Origin of the sequence: Pseudoalteromonas sp. PS1M3, assembly GCF_016865405.1 — a bacterium.
Classification (GTDB): domain Bacteria; phylum Pseudomonadota; class Gammaproteobacteria; order Enterobacterales; family Alteromonadaceae; genus Pseudoalteromonas; species Pseudoalteromonas marina.
Window position 1 is genome coordinate 271,121 of record NZ_AP022624.1, and the last position, 24,526, is coordinate 295,646.

Annotated in this window: 13 protein-coding genes, 2 tRNA genes and 5 rRNA genes; 11 read left to right on the forward strand and 9 right to left on the reverse strand. The window is 43.6% G+C overall.

Features of this window, described 5'->3' with window-relative positions:
- Nucleotides 1–525 precede the first annotated feature (525 nt).
- The 5 genes from PS1M3_RS01325 to rrf all read left to right on the forward strand — a co-directional run bounded on the left by PS1M3_RS01325 (nt 526) and on the right by rrf (nt 5,786).
- A 16S ribosomal RNA gene (locus PS1M3_RS01325) occupies nt 526–2,061 on the forward strand.
- Nucleotides 2,062–2,136: 75 nt separating this feature from the next.
- A tRNA-Ile gene (locus PS1M3_RS01330) sits at nt 2,137–2,213 on the forward strand.
- Between the two features lie 44 nt (nt 2,214–2,257).
- Nucleotides 2,258–2,333 (forward strand) — tRNA-Ala (locus PS1M3_RS01335).
- Between the two features lie 307 nt (nt 2,334–2,640).
- Nucleotides 2,641–5,527, forward strand: a 23S ribosomal RNA gene (locus tag PS1M3_RS01340).
- A 144-nt stretch (nt 5,528–5,671) separates the two neighbouring features.
- Nucleotides 5,672–5,786 (forward strand): 5S ribosomal RNA (gene rrf, locus PS1M3_RS01345).
- Together the 16S, 23S and 5S rRNA genes with 2 tRNA genes alongside form the textbook arrangement of a ribosomal RNA operon.
- 421 nt (nt 5,787–6,207) lie before the next feature.
- Here rrf and recG read toward each other — a convergent pair.
- Genes recG through asnC form a run of 3 tightly spaced genes read right to left on the reverse strand, consistent with a single transcriptional unit; the run spans nt 6,208 to nt 9,535 of the window.
- Nucleotides 6,208–8,289: an ATP-dependent DNA helicase RecG gene (recG, locus tag PS1M3_RS01350; protein WP_203985819.1), complete on the reverse strand. Its 2,082-nt coding sequence runs from the start codon at nt 8,287–8,289 to the stop codon at nt 6,208–6,210.
- A gap of 60 nt (nt 8,290–8,349) precedes the next feature.
- Complete coding sequence (trmH, locus tag PS1M3_RS01355) at nt 8,350–9,036, reverse strand: tRNA (guanosine(18)-2'-O)-methyltransferase TrmH (RefSeq protein ID WP_138741027.1); 687 nt, start codon at nt 9,034–9,036, stop codon at nt 8,350–8,352.
- Between the two features lie 40 nt (nt 9,037–9,076).
- Nucleotides 9,077–9,535 (reverse strand): transcriptional regulator AsnC, encoded by a 459-nt coding sequence (asnC, locus tag PS1M3_RS01360; RefSeq protein WP_039038562.1) that lies wholly within the window; start codon nt 9,533–9,535, stop codon nt 9,077–9,079.
- Between the two features lie 197 nt (nt 9,536–9,732).
- Between asnC and asnA the strand changes: the two genes are divergently transcribed.
- Complete coding sequence (gene asnA, locus PS1M3_RS01365; protein ID WP_138741026.1) at nt 9,733–10,728, forward strand: aspartate--ammonia ligase; 996 nt, start codon at nt 9,733–9,735, stop codon at nt 10,726–10,728.
- A 37-nt stretch (nt 10,729–10,765) separates the two neighbouring features.
- On the opposite strand, the gene PS1M3_RS01370 is transcribed toward asnA, so the two are convergent.
- The 6 genes from PS1M3_RS01370 to PS1M3_RS01395 form a co-directional block, all read right to left on the reverse strand.
- Nucleotides 10,766–12,373: a DUF342 domain-containing protein gene (locus tag PS1M3_RS01370; protein ID WP_203985822.1), complete on the reverse strand. Its 1,608-nt coding sequence runs from the start codon at nt 12,371–12,373 to the stop codon at nt 10,766–10,768.
- 156 nt (nt 12,374–12,529) lie between these two features.
- Nucleotides 12,530–12,922 carry a RidA family protein gene (locus tag PS1M3_RS01375; RefSeq protein ID WP_006794740.1) on the reverse strand — a complete coding sequence of 131 codons (393 nt, stop codon included), beginning with the start codon at nt 12,920–12,922 and terminating at the stop codon, nt 12,530–12,532.
- A gap of 12 nt (nt 12,923–12,934) precedes the next feature.
- Nucleotides 12,935–15,040, reverse strand: a complete 2,106-nt coding sequence (spoT, locus tag PS1M3_RS01380; RefSeq protein ID WP_008130682.1) for a bifunctional GTP diphosphokinase/guanosine-3',5'-bis pyrophosphate 3'-pyrophosphohydrolase — start codon at nt 15,038–15,040, stop codon at nt 12,935–12,937.
- Nucleotides 15,041–15,168: 128 nt separating this feature from the next.
- Nucleotides 15,169–15,444 (reverse strand): DNA-directed RNA polymerase subunit omega, encoded by a 276-nt coding sequence (rpoZ, locus tag PS1M3_RS01385; RefSeq protein ID WP_006794742.1) that lies wholly within the window; start codon nt 15,442–15,444, stop codon nt 15,169–15,171.
- 124 nt (nt 15,445–15,568) lie between these two features.
- A complete protein-coding gene (gene gmk, locus PS1M3_RS01390) occupies nt 15,569–16,189 on the reverse strand; it encodes a guanylate kinase (RefSeq protein WP_203985825.1) in 621 nt (206 codons plus the stop codon).
- Nucleotides 16,190–16,305: 116 nt separating this feature from the next.
- The gene (locus PS1M3_RS01395; RefSeq protein WP_203985829.1) at nt 16,306–17,166 is read right to left on the reverse strand and encodes a YicC/YloC family endoribonuclease; all 861 of its coding nucleotides are present in this window, start codon (nt 17,164–17,166) and stop codon (nt 16,306–16,308) included.
- Between the two features lie 179 nt (nt 17,167–17,345).
- Here PS1M3_RS01395 and rph point away from each other — a divergent pair, with 179 nt between their 5' ends.
- The 5 genes from rph (at nt 17,346) to PS1M3_RS01420 (ending at nt 24,437) form a co-directional block, all read left to right on the forward strand.
- Entirely contained in the window at nt 17,346–18,059 is a 714-nt protein-coding gene (rph, locus tag PS1M3_RS01400) for a ribonuclease PH (protein WP_006794745.1), read from the forward strand.
- Between the two features lie 23 nt (nt 18,060–18,082).
- Nucleotides 18,083–18,727, forward strand: a complete 645-nt coding sequence (pyrE, locus tag PS1M3_RS01405) for an orotate phosphoribosyltransferase (RefSeq protein ID WP_203985832.1) — start codon at nt 18,083–18,085, stop codon at nt 18,725–18,727.
- Nucleotides 18,728–18,782: 55 nt separating this feature from the next.
- Nucleotides 18,783–19,169 carry a diacylglycerol kinase gene (locus tag PS1M3_RS01410; protein WP_006794747.1) on the forward strand — a complete coding sequence of 129 codons (387 nt, stop codon included), beginning with the start codon at nt 18,783–18,785 and terminating at the stop codon, nt 19,167–19,169.
- A 549-nt stretch (nt 19,170–19,718) separates the two neighbouring features.
- Nucleotides 19,719–21,254, forward strand: a 16S ribosomal RNA gene (locus PS1M3_RS01415).
- A gap of 296 nt (nt 21,255–21,550) precedes the next feature.
- A 23S ribosomal RNA gene (locus PS1M3_RS01420) occupies nt 21,551–24,437 on the forward strand.
- Nucleotides 24,438–24,526: the final 89 nt, after the last annotated feature.

A 24,526-nucleotide genomic window follows, 5' to 3' on the forward strand; every position in this document is an offset into this window, starting at 1 on the left:
AATTATAAAAAGCAGTGTAAAAAAACATCAATTTAAGCGTGTTTTAACATGGTTTTTTGTGGTTTTGTTCTAATTTTGTTCGAACAGTAAAAAGATCTAAAAAAAGGGTTGATCTGTTTTCGGATCTCCCTATAATGCGACCCCACTGAGACGGGAAACGCCGAAGCATAGCAAAGTGTTAGCGGCTCAGAGAGTTAAGTAAAACTTCGGTTTTAAATTATCATAAGAAAGTTTAAAACAAAGTATTGACTCGAAAAATAAAGGATGTATTATACGCATCCCTAGCGACAACGTCGCAACGTTCTTTAACAATATAAAGCAATCATCTGTGTGGGCACTCGTACAGATTGAGTTCTAACAGCCAAGCTTAGTTCGCTAAGTGAAGCAAAAAAATTAGAGTCTCAATTGAAACTGAGTGACCAACAGAATAATTACTTAGGTAGTTATTCAACACAGTCAATTCAATATCGAAAGATATTAAATAAATTCAGAATTCATTGAGCTGTCGAAAGACACAAAACTTTTTAATTGAAGAGTTTGATCATGGCTCAGATTGAACGCTGGCGGCAGGCCTAACACATGCAAGTCGAGCGGTAACAGAAAGTAGCTTGCTACTTTGCTGACGAGCGGCGGACGGGTGAGTAATGCTTGGGAACATGCCTTGAGGTGGGGGACAACAGTTGGAAACGACTGCTAATACCGCATAATGTCTACGGACCAAAGGGGGCTTCGGCTCTCGCCTTTAGATTGGCCCAAGTGGGATTAGCTAGTTGGTGAGGTAATGGCTCACCAAGGCAACGATCCCTAGCTGGTTTGAGAGGATGATCAGCCACACTGGAACTGAGACACGGTCCAGACTCCTACGGGAGGCAGCAGTGGGGAATATTGCACAATGGGCGAAAGCCTGATGCAGCCATGCCGCGTGTGTGAAGAAGGCCTTCGGGTTGTAAAGCACTTTCAGTCAGGAGGAAAGGGTGTGAGTTAATACCTCACATCTGTGACGTTACTGACAGAAGAAGCACCGGCTAACTCCGTGCCAGCAGCCGCGGTAATACGGAGGGTGCGAGCGTTAATCGGAATTACTGGGCGTAAAGCGTACGCAGGCGGTTTGTTAAGCGAGATGTGAAAGCCCCGGGCTCAACCTGGGAACTGCATTTCGAACTGGCAAACTAGAGTGTGATAGAGGGTGGTAGAATTTCAGGTGTAGCGGTGAAATGCGTAGAGATCTGAAGGAATACCGATGGCGAAGGCAGCCACCTGGGTCAACACTGACGCTCATGTACGAAAGCGTGGGGAGCAAACGGGATTAGATACCCCGGTAGTCCACGCCGTAAACGATGTCTACTAGAAGCTCGGAACCTCGGTTCTGTTTTTCAAAGCTAACGCATTAAGTAGACCGCCTGGGGAGTACGGCCGCAAGGTTAAAACTCAAATGAATTGACGGGGGCCCGCACAAGCGGTGGAGCATGTGGTTTAATTCGATGCAACGCGAAGAACCTTACCTACACTTGACATACAGAGAACTTTCTAGAGATAGATTGGTGCCTTCGGGAACTCTGATACAGGTGCTGCATGGCTGTCGTCAGCTCGTGTTGTGAGATGTTGGGTTAAGTCCCGCAACGAGCGCAACCCCTATCCTTAGTTGCTAGCAGGTAATGCTGAGAACTCTAAGGAGACTGCCGGTGATAAACCGGAGGAAGGTGGGGACGACGTCAAGTCATCATGGCCCTTACGTGTAGGGCTACACACGTGCTACAATGGCGCATACAGAGTGCTGCGAACCTGCGAAGGTAAGCGAATCACTTAAAGTGCGTCGTAGTCCGGATTGGAGTCTGCAACTCGACTCCATGAAGTCGGAATCGCTAGTAATCGCGTATCAGAATGACGCGGTGAATACGTTCCCGGGCCTTGTACACACCGCCCGTCACACCATGGGAGTGGGTTGCTCCAGAAGTAGATAGTCTAACCCTCGGGAGGACGTTTACCACGGAGTGATTCATGACTGGGGTGAAGTCGTAACAAGGTAGCCCTAGGGGAACCTGGGGCTGGATCACCTCCTTATACGATTTAGAACTTATTTGTTCGTAGTGTCCACACAGATGATTGTTATTGTAAAGAGAACAACACTTATTGTTTGGGTCTGTAGCTCAGCTGGTTAGAGCGCACCCCTGATAAGGGTGAGGTCGGTAGTTCAAATCTACTCAGACCCACCACTTCTTCACGAAGTCGGTAACTAAACAATAAGACCAGCATATGTGGGGCTATAGCTCAGCTGGGAGAGCGCCTGCCTTGCACGCAGGAGGTCAGCAGTTCGATCCTGCTTAGCTCCACCACTTTTACTTCTTAAAAATAAATATTCTTTATCGGGCAGCTAAATCGCCTGAGAATAGAGTGTGTTTAATTTTGAGAGGTTTTTGTATCTCTTGCTCTTTAAAAATTTGGAAAAGCTGATAATAAAATTCGTATGAATAACATTGTTATTTGTACAGAGTTTTCAAAAGTAAAAAAGAATGATAGCAGTATCATTCAGTGCCATTTAATCACTCTTATGAGTCGATTGATTGGTATCTACTTTAGTATTCAATATTAACTTCTGGCGAAGTTAAACTGTCACAAAACAAAGACCCGTTTGGGTTGTATGGTTAAGTGACTAAGCGTACACGGTGGATGCCTTGGCAGTTGGAGGCGATGAAGGACGTATTAACTTGCGATAAGCCTAGTCAAGCTAGTAAAAAGCACTTGAGACTAGGATTTCCGAATGGGGAAACCCACCTGCTTGCAGGTATCGTTAACTGAATACATAGGTTAACGAGGCGAACGCGGAGAACTGAAACATCTAAGTACCCGTAGGAAAAGAAATCAACCGAGATTCCGAAAGTAGCGGCGAGCGAAATCGGAACAGCCCTTAAGCTTATTATGTGTTAATGGAAGGCTCTGGAAAGTGCCACGATACAGGGTGATAGTCCCGTACATGAAAAGACATTTTAAGTGAAATCGAGTAGGTCGGAGCACGTGAAACTTTGACTGAATATAGGTGGACCATCATCTAAGGCTAAATACTCCCAACTGACCGATAGTGAACCAGTACCGTGAGGGAAAGGCGAAAAGAACCCCTGTGAGGGGAGTGAAATAGAACCTGAAACCGTGTACGTACAAGCAGTAGGAGCAGACTTGTTCTGTGACTGCGTACCTTTTGTATAATGGGTCAGCGACTTATATTTTGTAGCGAGGTTAACCGATTAGGGTAGCCGTAGGGAAACCGAGTCTTAACTGGGCGAATAGTTGCAAGGTATAGACCCGAAACCCGGTGATCTAGCCATGGGCAGGTTGAAGGTTGAGTAACATCAACTGGAGGACCGAACCCACTAACGTTGAAAAGTTAGGGGATGACCTGTGGCTAGGAGTGAAAGGCTAATCAAACCGGGAGATAGCTGGTTCTCCCCGAAATCTATTTAGGTAGAGCCTCGGACGAATACTTACGGGGGTAGAGCACTGTTAAGGCTAGGGGGTCATCCCGACTTACCAACCCTTTGCAAACTCCGAATACCGTAAAGTAATATCCGGGAGACACACGGCGGGTGCTAACGTCCGTCGTGAAGAGGGAAACAACCCAGACCGCCAGCTAAGGTCCCAAAGTCATAGTTAAGTGGGAAACGATGTGGAAAGGCCCAGACAGCCAGGAGGTTGGCTTAGAAGCAGCCATCCTTTAAAGAAAGCGTAATAGCTCACTGGTCGAGTCGGTCTGCGCGGAAGATGTAACGGGGCTAAACTATGCACCGAAGCTGCGGATTCATACTTTGTATGAGTGGTAGGGGAGCGTTCTGTAAGCGGTTGAAGGTGTACCGGGAGGTATGCTGGACGTATCAGAAGTGCGAATGCTGACATGAGTAACGATAATGCGGGTGAAAAACCCGCACGCCGGAAGACCAAGGGTTCCTATCCCATGTTAATCAGGGTAGGGTAAGTCGACCCCTAAGGCGAGGCCGAAAGGCGTAGTCGATGGGAAACGGATTAATATTTCCGTACTTGGTATAATTGCGATGGGGGGACGGAGAAGGCTAAGCAAGCATGGCGATGGTTGTCCATGTGAAAGTGAGTAGGGCGTTTGTTTAGGTAAATCCGGACGAACATTAAACCTGAGACACGAGACGAGCTACTACGGTAGTGAAGTTGCTGATGCCATACTTCCAGGAAAAGCCTCTAAGCTTCAGATTATACCGAATCGTACCCCAAACCGACACAGGTGGTCAGGTAGAGAATACTAAGGCGCTTGAGAGAACTCGGGTGAAGGAACTAGGCAAAATCGTACCGTAACTTCGGGAGAAGGTACGCTCCTATCTGTGATGAGACTTGCTCTCTAAGCGGACGGGAGCCGCAGTGACCAGGTGGCTGGGACTGTTTATTAAAAACACAGCACTGTGCAAAATCGCAAGATGACGTATACGGTGTGACACCTGCCCGGTGCCGGAAGGTTAATTGATGGGGTTATCTTCGGAGAAGCTCTTGATCGAAGCCCCGGTAAACGGCGGCCGTAACTATAACGGTCCTAAGGTAGCGAAATTCCTTGTCGGGTAAGTTCCGACCTGCACGAATGGTGTAACCATGGCCACGCTGTCTCCACCCGAGACTCAGTGAAATTGAAATCGCAGTGAAGATGCTGTGTACCCGCGGCTAGACGGAAAGACCCCGTGAACCTTTACTACAGCTTGGCACTGAACATTGAACCTACATGTGTAGGATAGGTGGGAGACTTTGAAGATGAGACGCTAGTCTTGTTGGAGTCGTCCTTGAAATACCACCCTTGTAGTTTTGATGTTCTAACGTTGGCCCCTGAATCGGGGTTACGGACAGTGCCTGGTGGGTAGTTTGACTGGGGCGGTCTCCTCCCAAAGAGTAACGGAGGAGCACGAAGGTTGGCTAAGTACGGTCGGACATCGTACGGTTAGTGTAATGGTAGAAGCCAGCTTAACTGCGAGACAGACACGTCGAGCAGGTACGAAAGTAGGTCATAGTGATCCGGTGGTTCTGAATGGAAGGGCCATCGCTCAACGGATAAAAGGTACTCCGGGGATAACAGGCTGATACCGCCCAAGAGTTCATATCGACGGCGGTGTTTGGCACCTCGATGTCGGCTCATCACATCCTGGGGCTGAAGTCGGTCCCAAGGGTATGGCTGTTCGCCATTTAAAGTGGTACGCGAGCTGGGTTTAGAACGTCGTGAGACAGTTCGGTCCCTATCTGCCGTGGGCGTTTGAGAATTGAGAGGGGTTGCTCCTAGTACGAGAGGACCGGAGTGAACGAACCGCTGGTGTTCGGGTTGTCATGCCAATGGCATTGCCCGGTAGCTACGTTCGGAACTGATAAGCGCTGAAAGCATCTAAGCGCGAAGCAGGCCTCGAGATGAGTTCTCACTAGACTTTTAAAGTCTCTGAAGGGCCGTTGAAGACTACAACGTTGATAGGCAAGATGTGGAAGTGGTGTGAGCCATTAAGCTAACTTGTACTAATTACCCGTGAGGCTTAACCATACAACGCCAAACGCGTTTTGTGTGACAGTTAAGACAGAAGTTAATGACTAAAGTAGATATTACTTAAAAAAGACTTAAAAAATATTATCAGATATTTTCCAAATTCAGTTAGTGCGTAGGAATACGGATTAACAACCAAATTTGCTTGGTGACAATAGCGTTTTGGACCCACCTGATCCCATGCCGAACTCAGTAGTGAAACGAAACAGCGCCGATGATAGTGTAGCATTTGCTATGTGAAAGTAGGACATTACCAGGCTTCAAATAAGAGAAACCCGTTACAGCAATGTGACGGGTTTTTTGCTGTCTGGGGTTTAGTAAAAGCCAAGACCCCATGCCGAACTCAGTAGCGACACAAAACAGCGCGAAGGCAAGCCCCGCAAAAGGCGACAGGCACAACGTAGCATCCCATTTGCTATGTGACTTTTTACCGCTGTGGGCACCATGACATTCTACTGCGTAGCGCACCGACTTCAAATACGAGAAAGCTGCTTCAGAAATGAAGCGGCTTTTTTACATCTGCAGAAAAGTAAGATATACAAAAGTAATGCACACGCACCCACTACCTAATACGCAGTTCGGGCAAGCGTAGCGACTCCCGACGCTAAAACTATATTTAATTAGCTCAAGATCCCAGAAATTTAATAACCTAGAGTGATGTTGGAATAAGTATAATGGGGTTATGCTTGTGCGTAGTTTGTTTTATTGCCCAACCAGCGTTGAATGAGTTGATCTACATATTGAGGGTATTGACTTAACATCTGTTGTGCAATGGGTCTTACTTGATTTAGAGTTTGTTTATCTCGGGTTAAATCAGCAATTTTAAATTCTGCTAAGCCTGTTTGCTTAGTTCCTAGGACTTCACCTGGGCCGCGTATTTCTAAATCCCGCTCGGCTATCACAAAGCCATCGTTACTGTCTCTAAGTACACCCAAGCGTTTTTGAGCGGTATGCGAAAGTGGTGCATGGTATAAAAGAACACAATGGGAGGCAATACTCCCTCTTCCCACTCGCCCGCGTAACTGGTGTAATTGTGCTAAACCTAAGCGCTCTGGGTTTTCAATAATGATTAAGCTTGCGTTAGGTACGTCAACACCTACTTCAATTACTGTTGTAGCAACTAAAACATGTATAAGGCCTTTTTTAAAGTCTTCCATGATGGACTGCTTTTCTGCTGGCTTCATTCGTCCGTGTACTAAGCCAATACTTAAATCTGGCAAGGCTTCCTTCAATTGCACAGCACTATCTTCAGCTGCTTGGCATTGCAGTGCTTCAGACTCATCAATGAGTGTGCATACCCAATAAACTTGGCGATCTTGTTCATTACAAGCTGATTTAACGCGAGTAATTATATCGTCACGACGCGTGTCTGGAAGTGCTACTGTAGTAATAGGTGTTCGGCCAGGTGGTAACTCATCAATAATTGAGACTTCTAAGTCGGCATAAGCTGTCATTGCTAAAGTACGTGGAATGGGGGTTGCGGTCATCACTAGTTGATGTGGATAACAGCCATTAAATTGTCCCTTTTCTCTTAGTGTTAAACGCTGGTGAACACCGAAACGATGTTGTTCATCAATAATTATAAGTACTAGGTTGTTAAATTTTACTTCATCTTGAAATAAAGCATGTGTACCTACAATCATTTGTGCTTCACCAGAGGCAATCTTTTCTAGTGTTGCTGTACGTTCTTTACCTTTTGTTTTTCCACCAAGCCATGCTACGTCTATGCCTAATTGTTTAAACCATGATGTGAAACTTATACCATGCTGCTCTGCTAGTATTTCAGTAGGTGCCATTAAAGCTACTTGAAACCCTTGAGCTATTGCTGTTAATGCGCTTAATGCCGCAACTAAGGTTTTGCCAGAGCCTACATCGCCTTGAACTAGGCGCATCATAGGATAAGGAGATGCTAGATCAACTTTAATTTCTGACACAACACGATTTTGTGCATTGGTTGGCGCAAAAGGCAATTGTGATAAAAATTGAGGCTCTAATTTATTTGTAGAACTTAGAGACACAGCTTTTGCTTGCTGTCCTTGCTCTCTTACTTTTAATAAGCTTAGGTTTTGTGCAAGTAATTCTTCAAATACTAAACGCTGCTGAGCAGGGTGTGTGCCTTGCTCTAGTTCATTAACGTCGATATCACTAGGTGGGCGATGAAGCAACAATAAGGCATCAGCTAGTGCAAGTTGAGAAGGTTGCCATTGCACGGGTAACAGTTCTTCAACAGAGTATTTATTAAGCAGCTCTACAGCTTGTTCACTTAGGGCCCTAATAGATAATTGCTTTAAACCATCTGTTGTTGGGTATACTGGCGTTAATGTTGAAGCTGTTGGTTGCTCATTTGGTGTATCACTTAAACTGTATTCTGGATGGCTCATTTCAAAGCCAACACGCCCGCGGCGAACTTCGCCGAAGCAACGTATTATTTTTCCAGGGCTTAATGCATTTTTTTGTGCTGCACTGAAATTAAAAAACCTAAGTGTGAGCCTCCCTGTATTATCATTTACTTGCACAACGAGCATACGTCTTTTGCCAAATGTGATCTGGCTTGTTTCTATTGTGGCTTCAATGCTCACGTGGCTGTGTAATGACAGTTCGTTGATGGAATAAATACGGGTTCTATCTTCGTACCTAAGCGGTAAGTGAAAGAGCATGTCTTGCACGTTTTTAATACCTAGCTTTAAAAGGCGTTCGGCCATTTTGGGTCCGACCCCTTTAAGTTCCGTAATGGGGTATTGGTTTAAGCTAGGTTTAGACAATGTAGGCTCAAATCTTTTTATTTGTGAATGAGTTAAGTGTACTCACAGGCTCGCTAAGCATCAAGCATGTTTTAAGGCGTGCCAAAATTCATCGTCAGCAATTATTTCACCTTCTTCATCGAGTGGCGGGTAAGGTAGTTTTTTTATACGGCATTGTTTAGCTATAACGGGGTGGTAGCCTTCAAAATACATAGGGTGTTTTATATCTTCGCTCAACATATTACGGTTATATAGCCCTGCCTTTTCGCGTTGATGTTGTGCTTCAAATAAAATGAGTGCTGCAGCCACAGAAACATTAAGAGATTGCACCATGCCTTGCATAGGGATAATTATGTTTTGATCGGCATGCTTAAGGGCTTGTGCTGAGATCCCTGTTTTTTCTTGCCCAACAATAATTGCTGTGGGTTTTGTGTAATCTATTTCTCTAAAATCAACGGCATCTTCGCTCAGGTGCGTGGCTAATATTTGTACATTTGGGTTGTGCTGTCGCATCATGGTTACGGCATCATCAATGTTTTTATGAAGGTGGGTTTCCAGCCAATTTTTACTCCCGCCAGAGGTGTTATTAGTTAGCCATTTTTGGTTTTCAGGCCATACAGCATGTACATGGTGGCAACCCACTGCATCTGCACTTCTTACAATAGCCGATAGGTTATGGTGTTTGTGCACGTCTTCTAGGCACACGGTTAAGTCGGTTTGGCGACGCGATAAGACGTCTTTAATTCGTTGATAGCGATTTTGCTGCATGGTGATCCTCTTTTTTGTTAATTATACGAAATTTTATGTACTAAGGCATCACTGTGCGGCTAATTGGGTTTTGTAGAGAAATAAGTGTCTCGGTGGACTGAATAGCTTCTATCGCTTGAATTTTATTTATTAATACATCCTGTAAGTGGTCGATTGATTTAGCCATTACTTTAATAAAAATGCTGTAATTACCGGTGGTGTAATAGGCTTCAACAACTTCTTCAAGCGCTTCGAGTTTAATGAGTGTTTCAGGGTAATCGCGTGCATTATTTAAATTAATACCAATAAAACAGCAAACGTCATAGCCAAGTTGCTTTGTATTTATACTTAATTGGGTGCCTGTGATAATTCCTGCTTGTTTTAATTTTTCTACACGCACATGAATAGTACCGGCACTTACGTTAAAACGTTTAGCTAATTCTGCATAAGCTGTACGGGCGTTTTCCATTAAAGCGTGAAGTATCTGTTTATCGAGATTATCGATTTGATAATTTTCCATTATTTTTTCTTATTTAAATTAGTGAATTCACATTTTTATACCCTGTAAATTAGTCGAATTAACACATTAAAGCTATTTTTATTATGGGTTATTGAATTAAAAGTTTAAATCGTTACAGTAACTTCATTAGCAGCATCTATTAGGTGCGTTATTAAAAATAAAGTAAGTAACAATAACTGGGAATGAGGCCAATTATTATGAGTTCACACTATGTGCAGCAGCAGTTGCAAATAAGCAGCGTAAAGCAATTTTTTTCACGGCAATTGGAAAAACAGTTAGGGCTAGTCGAAGTGCAGGCACCTATTCTTGCAAAAGTAGGTGATGGCACACAAGATAATTTAAGCGGTCATGAAAACGCTGTAGCAGTAAATGTAAAAGCGATTGCCGATAGCCAATACGAAGTTGTGCATTCGCTAGCAAAGTGGAAACGTAAAACGTTAGGCGAGTATGGATTTAGTAAAGGTGAAGGCCTTTACACTCAAATGAAGGCACTGCGCCCTGATGAAGAGTCGCTAAGTCCTATCCACTCGGTTTACGTTGATCAGTGGGATTGGGAAAAGGTAATTTGTGAATCAACAGAACGTTCTTTAACTACCCTCAAACGTACAGTTGAATCAATTTATAAAGGCATAAAAGAAACAGAGCAATTTGTTAGCGAACACTTTTCACTTGACCCTTTTTTACCAAGTGATATTCAATTTGTGCACAGTGAAGAGCTTCGTAAAATATACCCTGACCTTACGGCTAAAAATCGCGAAAAAGCAATAGCAAAAAAATATGGTGCTGTATTTTTAATTGGGATTGGCGGTCAATTAGGCGATGGTCAAATTCACGATGTAAGAGCGCCTGATTATGACGATTGGTCTACACCAACGAGCGAACAATATATAGGGCTCAATGGTGATATTTTAGTATGGAATCCAATACTGGAAGATTCCTTTGAGATATCTTCAATGGGGATTCGTGTAAGCCCCGAGATACTAAAAACTCAGTTGAGGATTACAGGAGATGATGACCGCCTGCAATTGGATTGGCATAAGGCATTATTAAAAAGTCAGTTTCCACAAACTATTGGTGGAGGTATTGGGCAATCACGTTTGGCTATGTTATTGCTGCAAAAGGAACATATTGGACAAGTTCAAGTTGGAGTATGGTCAACACAAACACATGCAAGTGTTGACGGTATACTCTAATGAAAGATATAAGAGTGCTGCTTTTAGCACTCTATATTCACGATGTTTTAAACTCAACTTCTACTTTGTTATTCATCAGTTTTATTGTGCAAGGTGGGTAATTACGGTTTGTTTTAAGAACTTTATCAAAAATATGTATTTCCACACCTGAATGTAAAACTGTATTGACGATTAAGTGTGTATTTGTAAGTAATTCATGAAGGTTATTCTCTAATGATGAGAGTTGCCTTTCATATTGCTCTGCTTGTTGACATAGATGTAACTGAGTAGCACCAATTTTATTGATAAGTTCGTTTTTTCTTTCTGGATCTTTAAGCAAGTCTGCTTTTTCTAATGCAGGTTGTAAGGAGTCTAATTGCTGCTCCGTTTTAGCAAGCTCTTTAAAGCACTCGTCAGTTTCAGCAGTAATATCACCGCCGGAGCTTGCTAAATTAATAACCATTTTAGCACCCGATTCGTTGCCAATTTCACCAGCAATTAATGTTGTCGCGTCTAAAATCTCGCCGCCAAATATCTTACCTTTAGGTAAATCTGGTTGACCCACCTTAAGAGCATGACGTGCCTTCATAATACAGTGGCTAGTTTGTCGCTCAATAAAAATATTTGCAGCTTCTAAATAGCAATATTGTGAGTGTGATACATGAATGTCGCCTTCACATATAAGCTTACACGAAAGCGATTTGTCGTCAGATTTTTGATGCCCAATAACGCCTTGCTTAACAGTAATATTACCGCCGGCCGTTAACTCACCAGATTCAACAGTACCAAATATTGTAATATCACCTTTGGCGGTTACTTTCATTCCAGGTTCTATATTTCGAGTAACAATCACACTGCCTTCAAAATCAATATGACCGCTTTTAACGTTGACATCGGGAATAGTAAAAATATCGTCTACGCGCATTCCGTTAGTAATTTCAATAGGCACACCTGATATGGTTGATACTAACTCTAGAGGGTTAAGTTTAGAGATCTCGGTACCCTCACCGGCAACAAGTTGTTTATTGTCACCCGGTTTCGCTGGTAGTATATCGCCAAGTACAGTAAAGCCTTCTTTTCCTGGAGTTGCGGGTTGCTGGCGTATAAGTACCGCACCAGGCTCAACACTTGCCATTTTACCAAAGTCACGCATATCAACGCTGCCATCTTCTTTTAACTTTGGGGTTTTTAGATGGTCTTTTAAGGTTCTTACTTTGGTAACGAGTTTAGTTGCTAAGCCATCACTGGGCAGGCGGCCTTGAGCCAAAATACCCTGCACAACCTCACCTGCTTTAGCAGTAAATTGCTTTTGTAATAGTTGTTCTAAATATGCTTGCTTATAACCACGAACTATACCTGCTTTGACTAGCTGTTTTTTTGCATCATCAAGGCTGAGGAAATCACCGCCTTGCGCGACGGTAAGCTCGCCAGTAGCCATCATTTTATCATCACTGATGACAACCTCTAACTTTGCATCGTATTTGGTCGCGACGATAAGTACTGGCTCTGCACTTTTATCTTTGAAGAATGCATTAATTGCGTCGTAATCAATTTTACAGTCGCAAAATTTAGACATTTCTATTGCTTCAATAACAAATGTAGCACTTGGAGGCGGGTGTTTATTTACATCGAGTAAAACATTCCCATTATGAGCAAGCTTAAACACAGCTAATCCTTTTTAACCACTAAAGTTTTAGTAAATTAATGACATAGTTACAGAGTGATAGAAATTGAAGACGGAGTCAAGATAGTAAGAATAACAATATAGTATAAAAAGAGGACAGGTGTGAGCTATAGAGTGGGTCTATAGCTCAGGAAAATATTAGTTAGTTGAAGGCAGTTCCATTATTCCGTCAATCTCAACTTGTACACCTTTTGGTAAAGCACGTACACCAACTGCTGCACGTGCAGGGTATGGCTGCTTAAAGTACTGGCTCATCACTTCGTTAACGACAGCAAAGTTAGATAAATCAGTTAAATAAATATTTACTTTAACTAAGTCTTGAATTTTACCACCGGCTTCTTCACACACTGCTGTGATATTTTTAAATACTTGATGTGTTTGCTCACTAAAGTCTTCTGATATAACTTCCATAGTCTCAGGTACTAATGGAATTTGACCAGACAAGTATACTGCAGTGCCAACTTTAACTGCTTGGCTATAAGTACCTATTGCTGCAGGTGCTTTTTCGGTGGATATAAATGCTTTGTTCATGTTTTTCCTATGTTATTTTTTTCGATAGACTTTTTGCACATCGGGCATTACGCGAATTTTTCGCATAATATTGGCAACATGGACACGGTTTTTAACCGTGACTCCAAGGTCTATCACATATAAATTACTTTCTTTTTCGTCAGTCGCTATTTCAACAATATTAGCGTGGGTTGTGGCAACTACGTTGGTTAACTTAGCTAACGCACCTTGATGATTAATAATCTCTACCCTAAGGGCTGCTATGTATTCTTTTTCAGGGTTATCATCCCATTTTACGACCAAGTATTTAGATCGTTCACTTTCCCAGCCACGAATATTTTTACATTCTTGGCGATGAACTGTTAATCCTTTACCTTGGCTTATGTGTGCAGTAATTGCATCACCTGGGACAGGGCGGCAACATTTAGAGTAATTGACTAACATGCCTTCTGTTCCAATAATGGTCGCTTTGGCTTGTTTCGTTATGTCGGTCAAGTCGTCAGAATCATTTTGCAATAAACGCTTGGCTATGAGTACGCTCATTAAATTACCAGCGCCAATTTCTACAAGCAGCTCAAGTAAGGTCGAAAGTTCATGCTCCTCAAGAACGCGTGCAATATTTTCATCAGGAATACTATCTAGCTTGTTTTCGCCTAGTGCAGAGTCGAGTAAGCGTCTACCAAGCAACATAGCTTCTTCATGATGCTGACTCTTAAGGTAATTACGAATACCTAAGCGCGCTTTACCCGTCACAATAAAGTTAAGCCAAGTAGCATTAGGGTGAGCGCCTGAACTGGTGATCACTTCAATTGTTTGGCCTGTGTCTAGTGGTTTACTTAACGGGTAAGGTTTGCGGTTAACACGCGCGCCTACACAGGTATTGCCTACGTCGGTATGAACTGCATACGCAAAATCGACCGCAGTAGCGCCCATTGGTAGTTCAACTATTCGGCCATCAGGGGTGAATACGTAAATTTCCTCAGGGAATAATTCTGTTTTAACGTTTTCAATAAATTCAAATGACGACCCTGCACTTTGTTGAAGTTCAAGTAAGCTTTGCATCCATTGACGAGCACGTTGCTGAGACGTATTTCCTGCACCATCGCCTGCTTTTTTATACATCCAATGTGCTGCAACGCCTTTGTCGGCCATATGATCCATATCATGAGTACGAATTTGTATTTCTACAGGAATACCATGCGGGCCAACAAGCGAAGTATGCAACGACTGGTAACCATTTGTTTTAGGTACCGCAATGTAATCTTTAAAGCGAGTTTCAATAGGTTTATATAAATTATGCGCAACGCCTAATACACGGTAGCAGGTATCCATTGAATCGACGGCAATTCTAAACGCATAAATATCCATTACCTCATTAAACAGCAACTCCTTATTTAGCATTTTTTTATAAATGCTATAAAGGTGTTTTTCGCGTCCAGATACAGTAGCAGCAATGCCCGATTCTTCTAAGCGAGCTTCTACTTCAGTTTGAATATTGGAGATAACTTCTTTGCGGTTACCACGGGCTTTAGCCACTTCCGACTTAAGTGCACGATGGCGCATAGGGTATAATGCTTGAAAACCTAAGTCTTCCAGTTCATTTTTTATATCGTGAATACCCAAACGGTTTGCAATGGGTGCGTATATTTCAAGTGTTTCACGCGCTATGCGGCGGCGTTTATCTGGGCGAAGTGCGCCAAGGGTGCGCATATTGTGTGTTCTATCGGCAAGTTTGATTAAAATAACCCGAATGTCTTGTGTCATTGCCATGATCATTTTTCGGTAGTTTTCAGCCTGAAACTCTTTTTTATCTTTAAAGCTTAGCTTATCAAGCTTACTTACACCTTCAACAAGTTCTGCGACGGTTTCGCCAAAAATCTCAGCTAAGTCTTGTTGGCTAAAGTCGGTATCTTCAATTACATCGTGCATTAATGCGGCCATGAGCGTTTCATGATCAAGGTGCATACCTGCGAGGATTTGAGTTACTTCAACGGGGTGAGTAATGTAAGGCTCGCCGCTTGAGCGAGTTTGACCTTCATGGGCCTCTCGTGCTACCACGTAAGATTTTTGTACCAGCTCAACTTCAGCAGCAGGTAAGTATTCAGAAATTTTCTTTTTTAGACCTTCAAAAAGATACATTCACACTCCAATGTTCTAGTGAAGCAAATTAGGTAACGGTAAGTTAAGAATATACGATGAAAAGAAAGGATTGCCAACGGCTATAGTAGAAATACTGCGCCGTTGGCTAAATCAGACCGGGAGGTCGATTATTGGTTGCCACCAACAATAGCAGCAACAGCAGCAAGTTCTGCTGCTTCTTGATGTTGTTGTTCTTCACGGTCAATTAAATCCATTGATGAGCTATCAACAAGGTTTAATTCAATTTCACGTAAAGCAACAACGGTTGGTTTATCGTTTTCAGGGTCTACTAGTGGAGTTTTACCACCAACAGCAATTTGGCGGGCACGACGAGCCGCAACTAAAATTAAGTCAAAACGATTACCAACTGCATCTACTGCATCTTCAACTGTTACGCGAGCCATCTCAGCACTCCAAAAATAATTTAAAAGCAAAGGCGTAGTTTACTGTACGCAGGGACTTTCGCCAATAGGTAGTGGTCAATTTTTATCAGTTTTACTGAGTATGACCTAATTAAATGCCCTTAATTTACTTTAAAAGGTCATTTAGTAATTTTTTATTACGAATTTCTTGAGCGCTTAATGTTAAACGCTGCGCCATAACAATCGTTTCGATATCACCAAGGGCAGTATCAAAATCATCGTTTACAATAACAAAATCGTACTCGTTGAAATGAGATGTTTCAGATTGTGCTTTGGCCATACGTGACGCAATAACATCTGCAGAGTCTTGGCCGCGGTTATTTAAGCGTTGTTCAAGTTCTGCTTTAGAAGGCGGTAGAATAAAAATAGTCTGTACGCTTGGCATAATTTTACGAACTTGCTGCGCACCTTGCCAGTCTATGTCTAAAAATACATCTATGCCTGCGTCAAGTTGCGACTCAATAGCTTGTTTTGATGTACCGTAATAGTTATCAAAAACTTGTGCCCACTCAAAAAAATCATCTTTGGTAATTAATGCCTTAAACTCATCAGTAGTTACAAAGTGATAGTGAACGCCATTTTCTTCACCTGGGCGAGGTGAGCGAGTGGTGTGCGATACCGATACTTTCATATCTGCATGTTTCTTAAGTAAGGCATTAATTAAGCTAGACTTACCTGCACCTGATGGCGCTGATAAAATAAATAAGTTTCCGCGAGTTTGAGCCATGTTTTTCTCTATCAAAAAATAAACAGGCTTGAGTTATAAATAACCCAAGCCTTTAATTATTACATTGTACTTTATTTAGCTATTTGTGCTCAAGTGAGTCACAGGCGTACTTTACGCTATTCAATATTCTGGATCTGCTCACGCATTTGTTCAATTAAAACTTTAAGCTCGACCGCCGCATTAGTAATATCGCTATTAATAGACTTAGAAGCGAGGGTATTTGCTTCTCGGTTAAACTCTTGCATCATAAAATCTAGGCGACGGCCACATGCGCCGCCTTTTTTAAGAATTTTTTTAGTTTCTTTAACATGAGACTTTAAGCGGTCAAGTTCTTCGGCTACATCTTGTTTTTGTGCCAGATAAATTAGTTCTTGCTCAAGACGAGACTCGTCAATATTTGTCGTTAAATCTTCCAATTTTTGTTCAAGTTTCTCACGTTGCCATTTAGTAATTTCTGGCATGTGAGTTTCTACAGTGTTTACTTGCTCTATAATTGCATCAAGGCGAGTTGCTATCATCTCTTCTAAATTTGCGCCTTCATCACCTCGTGCTGATTTAAAGTCTTCTATTACTTCATCAAGCCCTGCAATTAGCGCTGTGTTTACGCTGTCCATATCCAGTTCTTCGGCTTCCATTACACCAGGCCAGCGTAAAATATCAACAGGGTTTATGTCACCATTACTTTGCTGTTGAACCCATTTAGCACTATTTATAAGTTGTTCAGCCAATACTTGATTGATTGATAACTCACCAATATGAGCTGGGTTTGCAACAAACTTTAAAAATACTTCTACTTTACCGCGCTGTAGATGTTTACGTAAGCGTTCACGAATAACAGGCTCCATCCCACGAAATTGCTCTGGTGCGCGAATAAAGGTTTCAAGGTAACGTTGGTTAACTGATCGAACTTCCCAAGTGCCAGTGCCCCAATCGCCTTTTATCTCGCGACGCGCATAAGCTGTCATACTGTGGATCATGGATGGTTTCCTAAGTTTTATAATACATAATTAATTATTATTATACCGAAACACTCTCCAACCTCTAGGGAAAATTTAAGTAGCTGAATGTTTTGCAACCAGGTATTTGTTAAATCAGCATGGTATCTGTACTCACATACACTTATAATGTGGCAAATTATGAATTAAGGGGATCGTCAATGCGTCCAAGCCAAAGAACACCAAATCAAATTAGACCCGTATCATTTACACGTAATTATACTTTGCACGCAGAAGGGTCTGTACTTGTTGAATTTGGTAATACCAAAGTACTTTGTACAGCTACGGTTGAATCGGGCGTTCCGCGTTTCATGAAAGGCCAAGGTAAGGGGTGGATAAATGCTGAGTACGGCATGCTTCCAAGGTCAACACACACGCGCAATGCTCGAGAAGCGTCTCGTGGTAAGCAAGGTGGCCGAACAATGGAAATTCAACGTTTGATTGCACGTGCACTTCGCGCGGCAGTTGATTTAAAAGCACTTGGCGAAAACACGATTACTATTGATTGTGATGTCATTCAGGCCGATGGTGGAACACGCACAGCATCAATAAGCGGTGCTTGTGTTGCACTTGTCGATGCACTAACCCACATGCGTGCCAAGGGTATGATTAATTCAAACCCGCTTAAGCATATGATTGCTGCAATTTCAGTTGGCATATATAAGGGCCAAGCTATAAGTGATTTAGAATATATTGAAGACTCAGCGGCAGAAACTGATATGAATGTAATTTTAACTGAAACAGGTAAAATTATTGAAGTTCAAGGCACGGCAGAGGGCGAACCGTTTTCGTTTGATGAGCTTGATGAGTTACTTACATTAGCAAAACACTCTATTAGAGAGATCATTGACGTTCAAAAGCAAGCATTAGCATAAATAAGTAGGTAGGTAGCAAAAAAATGAAAGATTACCAAAAAGAATTTATTGAATTTGCGCTAGAAAAGCAGGTTCTGAAGTTTGGTGAGTTTACCCTTAAATCAGGCCGTACTAGTCCATACTTCTTTAATGCAGGCTTATTTAACACTGGACGTGATTTAGCACGGTTAGGCCGTTTTTATGCTGCAGCTCTAGAAGATGCGGCTATACAATATGATGTTTTATTTGGACCAGCTTATAAAGGTATTCCAATCGCTACCACCACAGCTGTAGCATTAGCAGATCATTACAATAAAGATGTACCTTATTGCTTTAACCGCAAAGAGAAAAAAGCGCATGGTGAAGGCGGTACATTAGTAGGCTCACCATTAAATGGTAAAATTATGCTGGTGGATGATGTGATCACTGCGGGTACCGCAATTCGCGAATCAATGGAAATCATCGCAGATAATAGCGCAGACTTAAGTGGTGTATTAATAGCACTAGATCGTCAGGAAAAAGGTAAAGCTGAGCTCTCTGCTATTCAAGAGGTTGAGCGCGACTTTAATACACAGGTAATCTCTATTGTTAAACTTGCTGATTTGATTAGTTACCTTGAAAACCAAGGGACAATGGGTGAACATTTAGTATCAGTAAAAGCGTATCGTGATAAATACGGCGTAGCCTAAAATATAAAGCCTCGCATTGCGGGGCTTTCTTTTGACCTTTAAAAGAGCTTATTTAATGAAAGATGTATTCAAACCAAATGGATTAGGGTTCAAGCGTGTATTTAAAGCCACATACTGCTCCTATCTAGGATTTAAAGCAGCGTTTAAAGAAGAAGCTGCATTCAGGCAAGAGTTACTGATCTGCATAATCCTTTTTCCTTTTTCATTTCTGCTGGCATCTTCATTACTTCATTGGGCAATTCTTATGTGCTCACTGCTAGTGGTATTAATTGTTGAATTATTAAACTCAGCAATTGAAGCACTCACTGATCGTGTAAGCACAGAACTTCATGTCTTGTCAGGCAGAGCAAAAGATATGGGCTCTGCAGCCGTCACGCTTTCACTAATGATCCTTGTGATCTTGTGGGGAGTGAGTTTGTATATGAAGATCGTTGGATCTTAGCCTACCGTTTCAAAGCAAAATTGACGATACATGTTAATAAAATGAAAGGAATGTTGTTTTTTTAGTGTGTTTAGTTTAGAAACTCATCGAAAAGCATGTTTTTTCAAGTTTTCTTCAAAAAAAGGGTTGATCTGTTTTCGGATCTCCCTATAATGCGACCCCACTGAGACGGCAGAGCAGGCAACGCTTAGCGAGGCAAGCAAACCACTTAGTGAGTCGAGTAAAACTTGAGTTTAGATTTTTATAAAATTTAAAATTAAGTGTTGACAAAAACACAGGAAAGCGTAAGATTCGCTTCCCTTGAGTCGCTAAGGCAACTCAAACGTTCTTTAACAATATAAAGCAATCATCTGTGTGGGCACTCGTACAGATTGAGTTCTAACAGCCAAGCTACTTAGGTAGTGAGGCAAATAAATTAGAGTCTCAATTGAAACTGAGTGACCAACAGCAATAACTACTTAGGTAGGAATTGCAGCACAGTCAATTCAATATCGAAAGATATTAAATAAATTCAGAATTCATTGAGCTGTCGAAAGACACAAAACTTTTTAATTGAAGAGTTTGATCATGGCTCAGATTGAACGCTGGCGGCAGGCCTAACACATGCAAGTCGAGCGGTAACAGAAAGTAGCTTGCTACTTTGCTGACGAGCGGCGGACGGGTGAGTAATGCTTGGGAACATGCCTTGAGGTGGGGGACAACAGTTGGAAACGACTGCTAATACCGCATAATGTCTACGGACCAAAGGGGGCTTCGGCTCTCGCCTTTAGATTGGCCCAAGTGGGATTAGCTAGTTGGTGAGGTAATGGCTCACCAAGGCAACGATCCCTAGCTGGTTTGAGAGGATGATCAGCCACACTGGAACTGAGACACGGTCCAGACTCCTACGGGAGGCAGCAGTGGGGAATATTGCACAATGGGCGAAAGCCTGATGCAGCCATGCCGCGTGTGTGAAGAAGGCCTTCGGGTTGTAAAGCACTTTCAGTCAGGAGGAAAGGGTGTGAGTTAATACCTCACATCTGTGACGTTACTGACAGAAGAAGCACCGGCTAACTCCGTGCCAGCAGCCGCGGTAATACGGAGGGTGCGAGCGTTAATCGGAATTACTGGGCGTAAAGCGTACGCAGGCGGTTTGTTAAGCGAGATGTGAAAGCCCCGGGCTCAACCTGGGAACTGCATTTCGAACTGGCAAACTAGAGTGTGATAGAGGGTGGTAGAATTTCAGGTGTAGCGGTGAAATGCGTAGAGATCTGAAGGAATACCGATGGCGAAGGCAGCCACCTGGGTCAACACTGACGCTCATGTACGAAAGCGTGGGGAGCAAACGGGATTAGATACCCCGGTAGTCCACGCCGTAAACGATGTCTACTAGAAGCTCGGAACCTCGGTTCTGTTTTTCAAAGCTAACGCATTAAGTAGACCGCCTGGGGAGTACGGCCGCAAGGTTAAAACTCAAATGAATTGACGGGGGCCCGCACAAGCGGTGGAGCATGTGGTTTAATTCGATGCAACGCGAAGAACCTTACCTACACTTGACATACAGAGAACTTTCTAGAGATAGATTGGTGCCTTCGGGAACTCTGATACAGGTGCTGCATGGCTGTCGTCAGCTCGTGTTGTGAGATGTTGGGTTAAGTCCCGCAACGAGCGCAACCCCTATCCTTAGTTGCTAGCAGGTAATGCTGAGAACTCTAAGGAGACTGCCGGTGATAAACCGGAGGAAGGTGGGGACGACGTCAAGTCATCATGGCCCTTACGTGTAGGGCTACACACGTGCTACAATGGCGCATACAGAGTGCTGCGAACCTGCGAAGGTAAGCGAATCACTTAAAGTGCGTCGTAGTCCGGATTGGAGTCTGCAACTCGACTCCATGAAGTCGGAATCGCTAGTAATCGCGTATCAGAATGACGCGGTGAATACGTTCCCGGGCCTTGTACACACCGCCCGTCACACCATGGGAGTGGGTTGCTCCAGAAGTAGATAGTCTAACCCTCGGGAGGACGTTTACCACGGAGTGATTCATGACTGGGGTGAAGTCGTAACAAGGTAGCCCTAGGGGAACCTGGGGCTGGATCACCTCCTTATACGATTTAGAACTTATTTGTTCGTAGTGTCCACACAGATGATTGTTAGTTAGTTAAGCCACTGGCTTAGTTAATTAATATGCTCTTTAAAAATTTGGAAAAGCTGATAATAAAATTCGTATGAATAACATTGTTATTTGTACAGAGTTTTCAAAAGTAAAAAAGAATGATAGCAGTATCATTCAGTGCCATTTAATCACTCTTATGAGTCGATTGATTGGTATCTACTTTAGTATTCAATATTAACTTCTGGCGAAGTTAAACTGTCACAAAACAAAGACCCGTTTGGGTTGTATGGTTAAGTGACTAAGCGTACACGGTGGATGCCTTGGCAGTTGGAGGCGATGAAGGACGTATTAACTTGCGATAAGCCTAGTCAAGCTAGTAAAAAGCACTTGAGACTAGGATTTCCGAATGGGGAAACCCACCTGCTTGCAGGTATCGTTAACTGAATACATAGGTTAACGAGGCGAACGCGGAGAACTGAAACATCTAAGTACCCGTAGGAAAAGAAATCAACCGAGATTCCGAAAGTAGCGGCGAGCGAAATCGGAACAGCCCTTAAGCTTATTATGTGTTAATGGAAGGCTCTGGAAAGTGCCACGATACAGGGTGATAGTCCCGTACATGAAAAGACATTTTAAGTGAAATCGAGTAGGTCGGAGCACGTGAAACTTTGACTGAATATAGGTGGACCATCATCTAAGGCTAAATACTCCCAACTGACCGATAGTGAACCAGTACCGTGAGGGAAAGGCGAAAAGAACCCCTGTGAGGGGAGTGAAATAGAACCTGAAACCGTGTACGTACAAGCAGTAGGAGCAGACTTGTTCTGTGACTGCGTACCTTTTGTATAATGGGTCAGCGACTTATATTTTGTAGCGAGGTTAACCGATTAGGGTAGCCGTAGGGAAACCGAGTCTTAACTGGGCGAATAGTTGCAAGGTATAGACCCGAAACCCGGTGATCTAGCCATGGGCAGGTTGAAGGTTGAGTAACATCAACTGGAGGACCGAACCCACTAACGTTGAAAAGTTAGGGGATGACCTGTGGCTAGGAGTGAAAGGCTAATCAAACCGGGAGATAGCTGGTTCTCCCCGAAATCTATTTAGGTAGAGCCTCGGACGAATACTTACGGGGGTAGAGCACTGTTAAGGCTAGGGGGTCATCCCGACTTACCAACCCTTTGCAAACTCCGAATACCGTAAAGTAATATCCGGGAGACACACGGCGGGTGCTAACGTCCGTCGTGAAGAGGGAAACAACCCAGACCGCCAGCTAAGGTCCCAAAGTCATAGTTAAGTGGGAAACGATGTGGAAAGGCCCAGACAGCCAGGAGGTTGGCTTAGAAGCAGCCATCCTTTAAAGAAAGCGTAATAGCTCACTGGTCGAGTCGGTCTGCGCGGAAGATGTAACGGGGCTAAACTATGCACCGAAGCTGCGGATTCATACTTTGTATGAGTGGTAGGGGAGCGTTCTGTAAGCGGTTGAAGGTGTACCGGGAGGTATGCTGGACGTATCAGAAGTGCGAATGCTGACATGAGTAACGATAATGCGGGTGAAAAACCCGCACGCCGGAAGACCAAGGGTTCCTATCCCATGTTAATCAGGGTAGGGTAAGTCGACCCCTAAGGCGAGGCCGAAAGGCGTAGTCGATGGGAAACGGATTAATATTTCCGTACTTGGTATAATTGCGATGGGGGGACGGAGAAGGCTAAGCAAGCATGGCGATGGTTGTCCATGTGAAAGTGAGTAGGGCGTTTGTTTAGGTAAATCCGGACGAACATTAAACCTGAGACACGAGACGAGCTACTACGGTAGTGAAGTTGCTGATGCCATACTTCCAGGAAAAGCCTCTAAGCTTCAGATTATACCGAATCGTACCCCAAACCGACACAGGTGGTCAGGTAGAGAATACTAAGGCGCTTGAGAGAACTCGGGTGAAGGAACTAGGCAAAATCGTACCGTAACTTCGGGAGAAGGTACGCTCCTATCTGTGATGAGACTTGCTCTCTAAGCGGACGGGAGCCGCAGTGACCAGGTGGCTGGGACTGTTTATTAAAAACACAGCACTGTGCAAAATCGCAAGATGACGTATACGGTGTGACACCTGCCCGGTGCCGGAAGGTTAATTGATGGGGTTATCTTCGGAGAAGCTCTTGATCGAAGCCCCGGTAAACGGCGGCCGTAACTATAACGGTCCTAAGGTAGCGAAATTCCTTGTCGGGTAAGTTCCGACCTGCACGAATGGTGTAACCATGGCCACGCTGTCTCCACCCGAGACTCAGTGAAATTGAAATCGCAGTGAAGATGCTGTGTACCCGCGGCTAGACGGAAAGACCCCGTGAACCTTTACTACAGCTTGGCACTGAACATTGAACCTACATGTGTAGGATAGGTGGGAGACTTTGAAGATGAGACGCTAGTCTTGTTGGAGTCGTCCTTGAAATACCACCCTTGTAGTTTTGATGTTCTAACGTTGGCCCCTGAATCGGGGTTACGGACAGTGCCTGGTGGGTAGTTTGACTGGGGCGGTCTCCTCCCAAAGAGTAACGGAGGAGCACGAAGGTTGGCTAAGTACGGTCGGACATCGTACGGTTAGTGTAATGGTAGAAGCCAGCTTAACTGCGAGACAGACACGTCGAGCAGGTACGAAAGTAGGTCATAGTGATCCGGTGGTTCTGAATGGAAGGGCCATCGCTCAACGGATAAAAGGTACTCCGGGGATAACAGGCTGATACCGCCCAAGAGTTCATATCGACGGCGGTGTTTGGCACCTCGATGTCGGCTCATCACATCCTGGGGCTGAAGTCGGTCCCAAGGGTATGGCTGTTCGCCATTTAAAGTGGTACGCGAGCTGGGTTTAGAACGTCGTGAGACAGTTCGGTCCCTATCTGCCGTGGGCGTTTGAGAATTGAGAGGGGTTGCTCCTAGTACGAGAGGACCGGAGTGAACGAACCGCTGGTGTTCGGGTTGTCATGCCAATGGCATTGCCCGGTAGCTACGTTCGGAACTGATAAGCGCTGAAAGCATCTAAGCGCGAAGCAGGCCTCGAGATGAGTTCTCACTAGACTTTTAAAGTCTCTGAAGGGCCGTTGAAGACTACAACGTTGATAGGCAAGATGTGGAAGTGGTGTGAGCCATTAAGCTAACTTGTACTAATTACCCGTGAGGCTTAACCATACAACGCCAAACGCGTTTTGTGTGACAGTTAAGACAGAAGTTAATGACTAAAGTAGATATTACTTAAAAAAGACTTAAAAAATATTATC